This is a genomic window from Micromonospora sp. AMSO12t, assembly GCF_008806585.1.
Lineage (GTDB): Bacteria > Actinomycetota > Actinomycetes > Mycobacteriales > Micromonosporaceae > Micromonospora > Micromonospora reichwaldensis.
Genome location: NZ_WAAS01000186.1, coordinates 1 through 12,932, shown reverse-complemented (window position 1 = coordinate 12,932; position 12,932 = coordinate 1). Strand labels below are relative to the sequence as shown.

Annotated in this window: 9 protein-coding genes; 4 read left to right on the top strand and 5 right to left on the bottom strand. The window is 74.1% G+C overall.

The features are described from left to right. Positions 1–361: PH domain-containing protein (locus F6X68_RS23120; RefSeq protein ID WP_151456249.1), on the top strand; the 361-nt coding region annotated here is incomplete at its 5' end. A gap of 21 nt (positions 362–382) precedes the next feature. Here F6X68_RS23120 and F6X68_RS23115 read toward each other — a convergent pair. Next, positions 383–1,309, bottom strand: a complete 927-nt coding sequence (locus tag F6X68_RS23115) for a 2-hydroxyacid dehydrogenase (RefSeq protein WP_151456248.1) — start codon at positions 1,307–1,309, stop codon at positions 383–385. A 189-nt stretch (positions 1,310–1,498) separates the two neighbouring features. On the opposite strand from F6X68_RS23115, the gene F6X68_RS23110 reads away from it, so the two are divergent. From F6X68_RS23110 to F6X68_RS23100, 3 genes are all read left to right on the top strand, one after another. Further along, a complete protein-coding gene (locus F6X68_RS23110) occupies positions 1,499–3,313 on the top strand; it encodes a SpoIIE family protein phosphatase (protein ID WP_151456247.1) in 1,815 nt (604 codons plus the stop codon). Between the two features lie 67 nt (positions 3,314–3,380). Next, a complete protein-coding gene (locus F6X68_RS23105) occupies positions 3,381–4,556 on the top strand; it encodes a sorbosone dehydrogenase family protein (protein ID WP_151456246.1) in 1,176 nt (391 codons plus the stop codon). Positions 4,557–4,613: 57 nt separating this feature from the next. After that, positions 4,614–6,185, top strand: coding sequence for a metallophosphoesterase (locus F6X68_RS23100; protein WP_151456245.1), 1,572 nt, complete (start codon positions 4,614–4,616; stop codon positions 6,183–6,185). 722 nt (positions 6,186–6,907) lie between these two features. Here F6X68_RS23100 and F6X68_RS23095 read toward each other — a convergent pair. From F6X68_RS23095 to gatC, 4 genes are all read right to left on the bottom strand, one after another. Next, positions 6,908–9,265, bottom strand: a complete 2,358-nt coding sequence (locus F6X68_RS23095) for a transketolase C-terminal domain-containing protein (protein WP_151456244.1) — start codon at positions 9,263–9,265, stop codon at positions 6,908–6,910. Between the two features lie 165 nt (positions 9,266–9,430). After that, complete coding sequence (gatB, locus tag F6X68_RS23090; protein ID WP_151456243.1) at positions 9,431–10,924, bottom strand: Asp-tRNA(Asn)/Glu-tRNA(Gln) amidotransferase subunit GatB; 1,494 nt, start codon at positions 10,922–10,924, stop codon at positions 9,431–9,433. Between the two features lie 13 nt (positions 10,925–10,937). Continuing rightward, positions 10,938–12,413: an Asp-tRNA(Asn)/Glu-tRNA(Gln) amidotransferase subunit GatA gene (gene gatA, locus F6X68_RS23085; RefSeq protein WP_151456242.1), complete on the bottom strand. Its 1,476-nt coding sequence runs from the start codon at positions 12,411–12,413 to the stop codon at positions 10,938–10,940. Next, positions 12,410–12,715 (bottom strand): Asp-tRNA(Asn)/Glu-tRNA(Gln) amidotransferase subunit GatC, encoded by a 306-nt coding sequence (gatC, locus tag F6X68_RS23080; protein WP_151456241.1) that lies wholly within the window; start codon positions 12,713–12,715, stop codon positions 12,410–12,412. The genes gatA and gatC overlap by 4 nt, the downstream gene beginning before the upstream one ends. Between the last annotated feature and the right edge of the window lie 217 nt (positions 12,716–12,932).

Sequence of the window (12,932 nt, the reverse complement as noted above, 5' to 3'; positions counted from 1 at the left end):
CGTCCACTTCCGGCACAACCAGGCCATCCTGGCCGCCGCGATCGTCGCCTTCTTCGGTGCCCTGCCGGTGGCCGGCGCCCGGTGGTACCTGCTGCCAGTGCTGCTCGTCCCGCTCGCCGTCACGGTGTGGGCGTGGCGGGCCGGCACCGACGCGGACGCCCACGAGCTGCGCCTGCGGGCGCTGGTCGGGCAGCGCCGGATCAGCTGGGACCGGGTCGTCGAGCTGGCCGCCGACCCGCGCGGCCGGGCGGTCGCCCGGCTCGACGACGGCCAGCGCGTCACGCTGCCGGCCGTACGCGGCACCGACCTGCCCCGGCTGATCTCGGCCACCGGCCAGGCCCTGCCCGGCGCGACCGGCTGAGCACCGTCGCGCCGGCACCGCTCAGTAGCCGTCCACCACCGTGTTGATCAGCGGCTCGCCGGCGGCGAACCGGCGGACCTGGTCGCCGACCAGCCGGTACGCGCGCGGCAGCAGGCCGCGCACCGATCCGGCCACGTGCGGGGTGAGCAGCACGTTCGGCATCGCCCACAGCTCGTGGTCGGCGGGCAGCGGCTCGGGGTCGGTGACGTCCAGCGCGGCCGAGATCCGGCCGGTACGCAGCTCGGCGACCAGTGCCTGAGTCCGGGCCACCGGCCCACGGGCGGCGTTGACCAGCAGCGCGCCGTCCCGCATCGCGGCGAGGAACCTCTCGTCCACCAGCCCCCGGGTGTGCTCGGTCAGCGGCACCAGCAGCACCACCACGTCTGCCTCGGGAAGCAGCCCCGGCAGCTCCGCCACGCCGTGCACGCCCTGCTCCGGGCGGGCGGTCCGGGCCACCAGCGTGAAGCTCACCTCGAACGGGGCGAGCCGGTCCCGCACCGCCGTGCCGATGGAGCCCGCCCCGACGATCAGCACCCGCTTGCCGGTCAGCTCGTCCGTGGGGGCCACCTCGTCGTACGCCCAGTCGCGCCGGGCCTGCGCCCGGGCGAGGGCCGGGAAGCCGCGCAGCTGGGACAGGATCGCCGCGACCACCCACTCGGCGGTGGACGGGTCGTGCACCCCCCGGGCGTCGCAGAGCGTCACCCCCTGCGGGACCCGGCCGGCCCACGCGTCCGCCCCGGCGGAGAGGAGCTGCACCACCGCCAGGTCGGGCAGCTCGCGCAGCAGCGCGGTGGCGTCCCCGCCGGCCAGGAAGGGGGGCACCCAGAACCGGACGCCGGCGGTGTCCGAGGGGAGCCGGGAGACGTCCTCGGCCACCTCGACCGTGACCTCCGGCGGCAGCTCACCGAGGAGTGTCCGGCCGGCCTGGTGCGGGATCCATACCTTCACGCCCGCCGACGATAGCCCCCGGCGGGGGTGCCCGCCGCGCGGGGCGGCCCCCGGCACCCGGACGGGCCCGCCCGACGCGGCTGAGGTGATCAGGGCGACGCTCCGGCGACCGCGTCGATTCCGGTCCGGAGGGGGTATAAGGGAGGACCGGAGTGCCGGTCGGCCTCCATCGGCACGGACAGGTGGTCGATGACCGAAGGCTCCCGCGACGACGCCCCGGAACGTGCCGACCCGATCCCGGCGCTCCGCGATCCCGACCGGCTGCGTTCCCTCGCCGAGACCCGGCTGACCGCCGCCCCCGACGAGGCGTTCGACCGGTTCGCCCGGCTGGTCGGGGACCTGCTCGACGTGCCGGTCGCGCTGGTCTCCCTGGTCGACGCCGAACGTCAGTTCTTCCCCGGCGAGGTGGGCCTGGCCCGGCCGTGGGCCGCCCGGCGGCAGACCCCGCTGAGCCACTCGTTCTGCCAGCACGTCGTCGACCTCGGCACCCCGATGGTGCTGCCGGACGCCCGGCTCCACCCCGCCCTGCGGGACAACCTCGCCGTGCCCGAGCTGGGCGTGGTGGCGTACGCCGGGATGCCGCTGACCGACCTGGAGGGACACGTCCTCGGGTCGCTCTGCGCGATCGACGACAAGCCGCGCGACTGGACCGCCGAGCAGTTGCGGACGCTCGCCGACCTGGCCGCCGCCTGCTCCTCCGAGCTGCGGCTGCGGATCGCGCTGGAGGGCGCCGAGCAGGCCCGGCGGCGCGCGGAGGAGGCCAACGGGCGGCTGGAGCTGCTGGCCGGGCTGGCGGGGACCCTGGCCGGGACGCTCGACGTGGCCACCGCGCTGCGCCACCTGCGCGACACGATGGTGCCGCTGCTGGCCGACTGGTCGCTGGTGACCCTGGTCGGGCCCGACGGGGCGCCGCGCGACGTGACCGCCGCGCACCGCGACCCGGCCCGCGCCCCCGACGTCGCCCGCTTCGCCGAGCTGATGCGCACGGGGCTGAGCCCCGACTCGATCACCCGGGCGGTGCTGCGTACCGGGCGGCCCGTGCTGGGCAGCGCCGCCACCCTCGCCGACGTGCGGCGGGGCACGATCGGGCCGGAGATGCCGGAGATCGCCGCCCGCCTCGGCTTCTCGTCGCACCTCAGCGTGCCGATCACCGACGCCGGACGGGTGCTCGGCTGCATCACCCTGATCAACGGGCCCCAACGGCGGCACTTCGACGACAGCGACCTGCTCATCGCCGAGGACGTCGGCCGCCGGGCCGGACAGGCGATCGGCAACAGCCGGATGTACGGCGAACAGCGGCACGTCGCGCACGTCCTGCAACACAGCATGCTGCCGCGGCTGCCCGTCACCGACGACCTCGAGCTGGCCGCCCGCTACCAGCCGGCGGCGGACCGGGTCGAGGTCGGCGGCGACTGGTACGACGCCTTCCGTCAGCCCGGCGGTGAGTTGATCGCGGCGATCGGCGACGTGGCCGGGCACGACATCGAGGCCGCCGCGACCATGGGACAGCTGCGCAACCTCGTCCGGGGCAACGCGTACGGCCGGCCCGACGCGGTCGACAAGCTGATGAGCCGCCTGGACGAGACGATTCGCGGGCTGCGCATCCCCGCCGCGGCCACCGCCACCCTGGTGCGGCTGCGCGCCGACGACGCCGGCGGCCAGCGGGTCACCTGGTGCAACGCGGGCCACCCCGCGCCGCTCGTGGTGCGGGCCGGCGGCACGGTGGAGGTGCTCGCCGGGACGCCGGAGCCGCTGCTCGGGCTGAACCGTCCGGTGCGGCGGACCAGCCGGCACGCCCACCTGGCCACCGGGGACACCCTGCTGCTCTACACCGACGGCCTCATCGAGCGGCGGGACCGGTCCATCGACGAGGGGATGACCGAGCTGGTCGCCCGGCTGGGCGGTACGGACCGGCTGCCGCTGGGCGAGTTCTGCGACCTGCTGTTGACCGCCGCGCCCCACCGGGAGGACGACGTCGCGCTGCTGGCCGTCCGGGCGATCTGACCGCCCCACCGAGTCGGTCCGATCCGTCGACCCCGGTGGGACGTTCCGGCGGGCTACCCTGGGCCGGGTGAGCGCCCGTCCCCCGTACCCCCGCACCCGCCGTCTCCGGACGGCCCTGGCGGCCTCGTGCGCGACGCTGCTGCTGGCGACCGCCGGTTGCAGCCTCGGCGAGCCGGAGCCCGACCCGGCCGGTGAGCCGCCGACCTTCCCGACGCCGTCGGCGACGGCGAGCCCCGGCGGCGCCGGCCAGGAGGTCGTCACCACCGTGCTGGCCAAGGGCCTGCGGGTGCCGTGGGCGATCGCCTTCCTGCCCGACGGCGCCGCGCTGGTCACCGAGCGCGACAGCGGCCGGATCCTGCGGGTCGGCCCCGAGTCGGGGCCCGACGGGCTGAAGGTCACCCCGGTGCAGACCATCGCAGACGTGGCGGCGTCCGGCGAGGGCGGGCTGATGGGCATCGCCGTCTCGCCCGACTACCAGCGCGACAAGTCGGTCTTCGTCTACTACACGACCGAGCGGGACAACCGGATCGTCCGGCTGGAGCTGGGCGGCACGCCGGCCCCGATCCTCACCGGCATCCCCAAGGCCGGCATCCACAACGGTGGCGGCCTGGCCTTCGGCCCGGACGGCCTGCTCTACGCGAGCACCGGCGACGCCGGCGACCGGCCGCAGGCGCAGGACGTCAAGCGCCTCGGCGGCAAGATCCTGCGGATCACGAAGGACGGCAAGCCGGCGCCCGGCAACCCGTTCCCGAACTCCCCGGTGTGGTCGCTGGGCCACCGCAACGTCCAGGGCATCGCCTGGGACGCCGGCAAGCGGATGTACGCCGTGGAGTTCGGCCAGAACACCTGGGACGAGATCAACCAGGTCACCAAGGGGCGCAACTACGGGTGGCCGACGGTCGAGGGGCGCGGCGACGACAAGCGCTTCGTCAACCCCATCGCCCAGTGGCCGACGTCGGACGCGTCCTGCTCCGGGCTCACCGCCGTGGACCGGCTGCTCGTCACCGCGTGCCTGCGCGGCAAGCGACTCTGGCTGGTCGAGCTGACCGACACCGGCACCGTGCTCGGCCAGCCGCGCGAGCTGCTGACCGACCGCTTCGGGCGGCTGCGTGCCGTGGCCGCCGCTCCCGACGGCTCGATCTGGGTGAGCACCTCGAACCACGACGGGCGGGGCCAGCCGCAACCCGAGGACGACCGGCTGCTGCGGCTGGTCTTCGCGGGCGGCGGGGCCGGCCGGAGCTGACGCACCGGCTCATCCGGGTTTCCCAAGATCCTTCAGTGGGCAGGTCAGAATCTCACCATGGACGGCCAGGAGAACGAACAGCACGCGAACCGGGACGAGGACGCCCCGGCGACCGGTCCTGCCCCGCGCCCGCTCCGGCGGGGTGGCGCCGACCGGACCGGCCGGCGCGCCCTCCGCGCGACCGGGTGGACCCTGGCGGTCCTCGTCGTAGCCCTGGTCGGCGTGGTGATCGGCGTGCTCGCCGGTGGCCGCGTCAGCACGGACATCGGCCCGTTCCAGGCCGACCTCACGGTCGCGCCGGCGCTGGGCGGCGGCACCACCGTCGACATCCCGCCGCTGGGCGCACTGCTGCTCGACAGCCACGACGGGCCGACCCACCTGACGGTGGAGCTGGGCGCGCTGGACCAGAGCCGCACGGAGGCGCTGCTCGACGATCCGGCGAGCATCAACCGGGCCAGCCAGTCGGCCGTCGACGACGTCCGCGAGGGCGTGCTGCGCCTCGGCCTGCGGACGCTCGCCTCGGCGGTGCTGGTCACCCTGCTGCTGGCGCTGCTGCTCTTCCGCGACACCCGCCGGGCGGCCTGGGCGGGCGGGCTGGCGCTGGTGATCACCGCCAGCAGCCTCGGCACCGCCGCGGCCACCATCCGGCCGGAGTCGATCGAGGAGCCGCGCTACGAGGGGCTGCTGGTCAACGCCCCCGCGATCGTCGGTGACGCCCGACGGATCGCGAACGACTACACCCGGTACGCCGAGCAGCTCCAGCGCATCGTCGGCAACGTCAGCCAGCTCTACACCACCGTGTCGTCGCTGCCGGTCTACGAGCCCGCCCCCGGCACGACCCGCGTACTGCACGTCTCCGACATGCACCTCAACCCGACCGGCTGGCAGCTCATCCGCACCGTCGTCGAGCAGTTCGGCATCGACGTGGTGATCGACACCGGGGACATCACCGACTGGGGCTCCGAGCCGGAGGCCTCGTACGTCGGCTCGATCGGCCTGCTCAGGAAGCCGTACGTCTACATCCGGGGCAACCACGACTCGGGGCGGACCGCGGCGGCCGTGGCCCGCCAGCCGAACGCGATCGTGCTGAGCAACACGACCACCACGGTCGCGGGGCTGACCATCGCCGGCATCGGCGACCCGCGCTTCACCCCCGACAAGAACACCTCGCCGGCGGGCAGCGGTCTCACCCAGCAGACCGCGGACCAGCTCATCGGCGTCGGCGACCAGCTCGCGGCCACGGTAGGCAGCTCGCCGCGCCCGGTGAACATCGCGCTGGTGCACGACCCGGCCTCCGCCGGTCCCCTGTCGGGCGCGTGCCCGCTGGTGCTCGCCGGGCACACCCACGACCGGCAGGTCTCGAAGCTGCCCGAGGTGCCCGGGAAGGGACCCACCCAGCTGATGGTGCAGGGGTCCACGGGCGGTGCCGGCCTGCGCGGCCTGGAGGGCGAGAAGCCCACCCCGTTGTCGATGACGGTGCTCTACTTCGACAAGGACAAGCTGCTCCAGGCGTACGACGACATCACCGTCGGCGGCACGGGGCAGGCGCAGGTGAACCTGGAGCGGCACGTCGTGGAGGACCCGAAGGCCGGTGCTCCCGTCCCCGTCACCCCCACCCCGACCCGCTGACCGCCGCCGCGTCGACCCGGCACGCCCCGAACGCCGCGCGAGTGATCGCGCCCCGCCTGACCGCCGCGCCTCCGACTGCCCTGCCCTGCCCCTGATCGCCCGGCCTTGGTCCCCGAGTCGTCGCGCACGCCGAGGTGGCCGCGGTCGTGATGCTGGCCATCGACGGCATCGAGCGGTCGTTCTTGGCCGTCACCACGCCGCCGTCCGCCACCTGCGGCCGTCACCGCGCCGCCGTCCGTCACCTGCCGCCGTCACCTTCAGTAAGCGACCTCGTTCGGTGCCGACCACGCCCTCAGACGCTTTGCTCTGCAGCCATGGATGCACCAGTGACTGACAGCAACGATCCGCTGTCGGCATTCGCCGGGCGCGTTTTGCGCCGCAGCTGGTCAGAGGCATGGTGCATCCGTGGCTGCAGAGCAAAGGGCGCAAGCGGCACTGCCGCACCTCTCGCTCGCCGTCACACTCCGTCACGCAGGGCCTGAATTACTGTCGGTAATCAGCCCCGCGATCGTCGGCTGGCCCTGCTCCGGATGACCGTAGGAGGCCTTGACGCTGCTCGGCGATGGCTCGAGCGTCTCGCAGCACAAGGCTGGGGACCGGGTCCCGGCCGCCCTCCTGCACCCACGCCGCAGGCCCGCCCAGCCGCCGCCGTCCACCCGCAACCGCGCCCGCCCGCGCGGCGGGTGACGGGCCGCGACAGGCTCCTGCGGGTCAGCGCAGGGTCAGCGCAGGGACAGGGCCGCGAGGGCGGCGTTGACGATGCTGCCGGGCAGCAGATCGTGCAGGTCGTACAGCTCGTGGACGCTGCCGGACTGGCCGAACTCGTCCACGCCCAGCGGCACCGCCGGGGCGGCGAGCGCCGAGCCGAGCCAGGCCATGGCGTGCGAGGCGGCGTCGTGCACCGTCACCACCGGCACCCGGTCGGCGAACGCCGAACGCAGCGCGCCCGGCACGCTCGGCACGGTGGCCGTGCGTACGCCCTGGCGCAGGGTGCGCTGCCAGGCCCGGTAGAGCCGGTCCAGCGAGGTGACGTCGACGACGTGCGCGGCGATGCCCTCCTCGGCCAGTTCCGCCGCCGCGGCGAGCACCTCGGGCAGCACCGCGCCGGAGGCGGCGAGCTGCACCACCGGGGCGTCGGCCAGGTGCGGGTACGCCTCGTGGGCGTCCACCAGCCGGTACGCCCCGGCGACCGCCTGCCGGCGCAGCACCGCGTCGCCGAGCCGGGCCCGCGCCGCCTCGAAGGGCGCCTGGTCGATCGGGCGGGTGCTGAGCCGGAAGTAGTACGCCCCGTCCTCGGCCGGAGCGGCGGTCGCCGACGGGGCGGCCCCGCCGGCGATCTGGCCCAGCGCGTCGCAGAGCAGCCAGTCCAGGGTGGCCGCGTACGCGGGTTCGAGGAACGTCACCCCGGGCAGCTCCAGGCCCACCGAGGCGGTGATGGTCGACTGGTGGGCGCCGCCCTCCGGGGCGAGCGTGATGCCCGACGGGGTGCCGGCGACCACGAACCGGGAGCCGGAGTAGGTGCCGTAGAGGAACGCGTCCAGGCCGCGCAGCACGAACGGGTCGTAGACCGTGCCGACCGGCAGCAGCGGTTGCGCCGACAGGTCCCACGACAGGCCGAGCTGCCCGAGCAGCAGGAACAGGTTCATCTCCGAGATGCCCAGCTCGATGTGCTGCCCGGCGGGGCTCTCCGTCCAGCGCAGCATCCGGTCCTCGGTCCAGGAGCGCTGCTCGGTCGGGGCGAAGACGCCGGTCTTGTTGATGAACCCGGCCAGGTTGGTGGAGGTCGCCACGTCCGGCGCGGTGGTCACCAGGTAGCGGCCCACCTCCGGGTTGCGGGCCAGCTCGACCAGCACCCGGCCGAAGACCTCCTGCGTCGAGATCGGCTTGTTCGCGCGTACCCGCGTCGTTTCCGGGACGGTGACGCCCAGCGCCCGCTCGCGGGGCGCGCGGGACAGCGCCTCCCGGCGCGCGCCGGCCCGGATGCCGGCCTCCGACGCCGGGTCCAGGCGGTCCCACTCGGTCTCGCGCGTCAGCCCGTGCGCGGCGCGCAGCGCGTCGACCTGCTCGGCGGTGAGCAGCGCCGAGTGGTTGCGCGGATTGCCGGCGATCGGCAGACCCCAACCCTTCACGGTGTACGCGAAGACCACGCTGGGCCGGTCGGTGACCGCGTCGCACTGGGCGTACGCGTCGAGCATCGCCGCCATGTCGTGCCCGCCCAGGTCGGTGACGAGCGGCCCCAGCTCGTCGTCGCCGACGTCGGCGATGAACGCCTCGATGCCGTCGGGTGCGCCGTCGAGGAACTGCTTGCGCAGCGCCGCACCGGTGAGCCCGAACAGCGACTGGTACTGCTCGTTGGGCATCGCGTCGATCCAGTCGCGCAGCGCCTCGCCGCCCGGCCGGGCGTACGCCTCGGCGAGCCGACGGCCGTACTTGACCTCCACCACGTGCCAGCCGGCAGCCTCGAACTGGCCCCGCCACTGGTTGATCCGCACCCCGGGCACCACCCGGTCCAGCGACTGCCGGTTGAAGTCGACCAGCCACGTCACGTTGCCCAGGCCGGTGGTGGCCGGGTCGGCGACGGCCTCCCAGATGTTGCCCTCGTCCAGCTCGGCGTCGCCGATCAGCGCGACGAACCGGGAGTGCGGGCGGGCGCCGAAGTGCGCGTCGACGTAGCGCCGGGTCGCGGCGGCGAAGAGCGGCGCCGCCGCGCCGAGCCCGACGGAGCCGGTGGAGAAGTCGACCTCGTCCGGGTCCTTGGTCCGCGACGGGTACGACTGGAGCCCGCCCCGGGCGCGCAGCCTCGTCAGGTAGGAGCGGTCGAGGTTGCCCAGCAGGTACTGGATGGCGTGGAAGACCGGCGAGGCGTGCGGCTTGACCGCCACCCGGTCCTCGGCGTCCAGGTGCGCGAACCACAGCGCCGTCATGGCGGTGACCAGCGAGGCGCTGGACGCCTGGTGCCCGCCGACCTTCACCCCGTCGCCGGTGTCCCGGTCGTGGTTGGCCGCGTCCACGATCCGGGTCGCGAGCCAGAGCACCCGCTGCTGGATCTCGTCGAGGACGTCGAGGTCGGTACGGTTCACGGTCGACTCCAGGGGTCCGGCAGTCACCGTTGACGGCCGGTCGGGGGCGGGCGGGCTGCGCGGCGTGCACAGCCGCCGCGCACGACGGACGCACGCGGCGGCTCAGGTGTAGGGAAGGGCACCTTCCTATACGGAAAACGTCAGGAAGGTGCCCTTCCTTTCAGGTCAGGCGGAGAGGCGCTCCAGGATCAGCTCGCGGACGGTCTTGGCGTCGGCCTGGCCACGGGTGGTCTTCATGACCGCGCCGACCAGGGCTCCCGCCGCGGCGACCTTGCCGCTGCGGATCTTGTCGGCGATGTCGGGGTTGGCGGCGATCGCCTCGTCCACGGCGGCGGTGAGCGCGCCCGTGTCGGAGACGACCTCCAGGCCCCGGTTGGTCATGATCTGCGTCGGCGAGCCCTCGCCGGCCACCACGCCCTCCAGCACGGTACGGGCCAGCTTGTCGTTGAGCTTGCCGGCGTCGACCAGGCCCTGGAGCTCGGCGACCTGCGCCGGGGTGGCCCCGATGTCGGCCAGCTCCACGCCGGTCTCGTTGGCCCGCCGGGACAGCTCGCCCAGCCACCACTTGCGGGCGGCGGCCGGGGTGGCGCCCGCGGCGACCGTGGCCTCGATCAGCTCGACGGCACCGGCGTTGAGCACCGACTGCATGTCCGCGTCGGAGAGGCCCCACTGCTCCTGGAGCCGCCGGCGGTGCAGCCGGGGCAGCTCGGGCAGGGCGGCCTTCAGCTCGGCGACCCATGCGGTGTCCGGCGCCAGCGGCACCAGGTCGGGCTCCGGGAAGTACCGGTAGTCGGTCGCGGTCTCCTTGGACCGGCCCGGCGTGGTGTCGCCGGTGTCCTCGTGGAAGTGCCGGGTCTCCTGGGTGATCCGGCCGCCCGCGTCGAGCACGGACGCCTGCCGGATGATCTCCGAGCGGACCGCCCGCTCGACCGACCGCAGCGAGTTGACGTTCTTGGTCTCCGTGCGGGTGCCCCACTCCTCGCCGGGCAGGTTGAGGGAGGTGTTCACGTCGCAGCGCAGCGACCCCTCCTCCATCCGCACGTCGGAGACGCCCAGCGAGCGGAGCACGTCGCGCAGCTCGGTGACGTACGCGCGGGCCACCTCGGGGGCGAGCGCGCCGGTGCCGGGGACCGGCTTGGTGACGATCTCCACCAGCGGGATGCCGGCCCGGTTGTAGTCGACCAGCGACTCGGTGGCGCCGTGGATGCGACCGGTGGCGCCGCCGACGTGCAGCGTCTTGCCGGTGTCCTCCTCCAGGTGCACCCGCTCGATGCCGATGCGCACCAGCTCGCCGTTGACCTCGACGTCCAGGTAGCCCTCGAAGCACAGCGGCTCGTCGTACTGGCTGATCTGGAAGTCCTTCGGCATGTCCGGGTAGAAGTAGTTCTTCCGGGCGAAGCGGCACCACTCGGCGATCGAGCAGTTCAGCGCCAGGCCGATCCGGATCGTCGCCTCGATGGCGGCCCGGTTGGCGACCGGCAGGGAGCCGGGCAGGCCCAGGCAGACCGGGCAGACCCGGGTGTTCGGCTCGCCACCGAAGTCGGTCGGGCAGCCGCAGAACATCTTGGTGTTCGTGCCCAGCTCGACGTGGGTCTCCAGGCCGATCACCGGTTCGTAGCGCGCGACGACCTCGTCGTACGCGGGCAGTGTCGTCGTCATCTGAGCTCCTGCCTCACAGTGCCGGTGGGGTGAAGGTGCCGACGGCGCTCTCCAGCGCGGCGGCGACCCGGTACATGCGGTCGTCGGCCATCGTCGGGGCCATGATCTGGAAGCCGACCGGCAGCCCGTCGGAGAGCCCGCACGGCACCGAGATGCCCGGCCCGCCGTACAGGTTCGTCGGGATCGTGAACAGGTCGGCCAGGTACATCTGGTACGGGTCGGCGGTGCGCGCCCCGAGCGGGAACGCCACGAACGGGGTGGTCGGCGAGATCAGCGCGTCGACCCGCTCGAACGCCGCGGTGAAGTCCCGCGTGATGAGGGTGCGGACCTTCTGCGCCTGCCCGTAGTAGGCGTCGTAGTAGCCCGACGAGAGCGCGTACGTGCCGATCATGATGCGGCGCTTGACCTCGGCGCCGAAGCCGGCCTCCCGGGTCAGCGACATGACCTCCTCCAGCGACCGGTTGCCGTCGTCGCCGACCCGCAGGCCGAAGCGGACGCCGTCGAACCGGGCCAGGTTGGAGGAGGCCTCGCTCGGGGCGATCAGGTAGTACGCCGGCAGCGCGTAGCGGAAGTGGGGGCAGGACACCTCGACGATCTCGGCGCCCAGCTTGGCCAGCGCGTCGACCGACTCGCGGAACGCCGCCAGCACGCCCGGCTCGGCGCCCTCGGCGGCGAACTCGGTGACGATGCCGAGCTTCACGCCCGTCAGGTCGCCGGTCGCGCCGAGCCTGGCGGCGGCCACCACGTCCGGCACGGGCTGCGGGATCGAGGTGGAGTCGCGCGGGTCGTGCCCGCCGATCACCTCGTGCAGCAGCGCGGCGTCCAGCACCGTACGGGCGCAGGGGCCGGGGGTGTCCAGGGAGGACGAGAACGCCACCAGGCCGTAGCGGGAGGTGCCGCCGTAGGTGGGCTTCGCGCCGACGGTGCCGGTGACCGCGCCAGGCTGGCGGATCGAGCCGCCGGTGTCGGAGCCGATCGCCAGCGGCGCCTCGTACGCGGCCAGCGCCGCGGAGCTGCCGCCGCCCGAGCCGCCCGGGATGCGGCTCAGGTCCCACGGGTTGTGCGTCGGCCCGTACGCCGAGTATTCCGTGGAGGAGCCCATCGCGAACTCGTCCATGTTGGTCTTGCCGAGCATCACCGTGCCGGCGGCGCGCAGCCGCTGCACGATCGTCGAGTCGTACGGCGGGCGCCAGCCCTCCAGGATCTTCGACCCGACGGTGGTCGGCACGCCCTTGGTGGTCAGCACGTCCTTGACGGCGACCGGCACGCCGGCCAGCGGGCCCAGCTCCTCGCCGGCGGCGCGGCGGGCGTCGACCTCGGCGGCGGCGGCGAGCGCGCCCTCGGAGTCGACGTGCAGGAACGCGTTCACCCGGTCGTCGACGGCGGCGATCCGGTCCAGGTGCGCCCGGGTCACCTCGACGGCGGAGGCCTCACCGGCGGCGACGAGCCCGGCGATCTCCGTCGCGGTCAGTCTGATCAGATCGCTCATGACGCCACATCCTCGTCCAGGATCCGCGGTACGCGGAACCGCTGCTCCTCGGCGTCGGGCGCACCCGACAGCGCCTCCTGCGGGGTCAACCCGGGCACCACGACGTCGTCGCGCAGGACGTTGGTCAGCGGCACCGAGTGCGACGTCGGCGGGATGTCCGCCGCGGTGACCTCGCCGACCTGCGCGACCGCCTGGAGGATCACGTCGAGCTGGCCGGCGAAGGTGTCCAGCTCCTCCTCCGAGACGGCTAGCCGCGACAGTCGCGCCAGGTGCGCGACCTCCTCGCGGGAGATGGCGGCCATCGGTGCCCCCTTCGTGACGGTGCTGCGGGTCGGACCGGGTGTCGGCCGCGCGGCCGAGATGCGTGACGCGCGGTGACCGGAGCGAGTCTATTGTTCCGCCCCGACGGCGCGTCCCCGACTCCCCCTCCGGCGCGGCGGGGCGCCGTGTGCCGACGGCCGCGCCGGGCGGGGAGGGTGACTCAGCGGGCGTGCCGACGGCCGCGCCGCGCGGGGCGGC

Excerpts from the sequence above, each read along its gene's own strand:
- F6X68_RS23110 (WP_151456247.1), top strand. The coding sequence starts at position 1,499 with ATGACCGAAGGCTCCCGCGACGACGCCCCGGAACGTGCCGACCCGATC.
- F6X68_RS23100 (WP_151456245.1), top strand. The coding sequence starts at position 4,614 with ATGGACGGCCAGGAGAACGAACAGCACGCGAACCGGGACGAGGACGCC.
- gatB (WP_151456243.1), bottom strand. The coding sequence starts at position 10,924 with ATGACGACGACACTGCCCGCGTACGACGAGGTCGTCGCGCGCTACGAA.
- gatA (WP_151456242.1), bottom strand. The coding sequence starts at position 12,413 with ATGAGCGATCTGATCAGACTGACCGCGACGGAGATCGCCGGGCTCGTC.
- gatC (WP_151456241.1), bottom strand. The coding sequence starts at position 12,715 with ATGGCCGCCATCTCCCGCGAGGAGGTCGCGCACCTGGCGCGACTGTCG.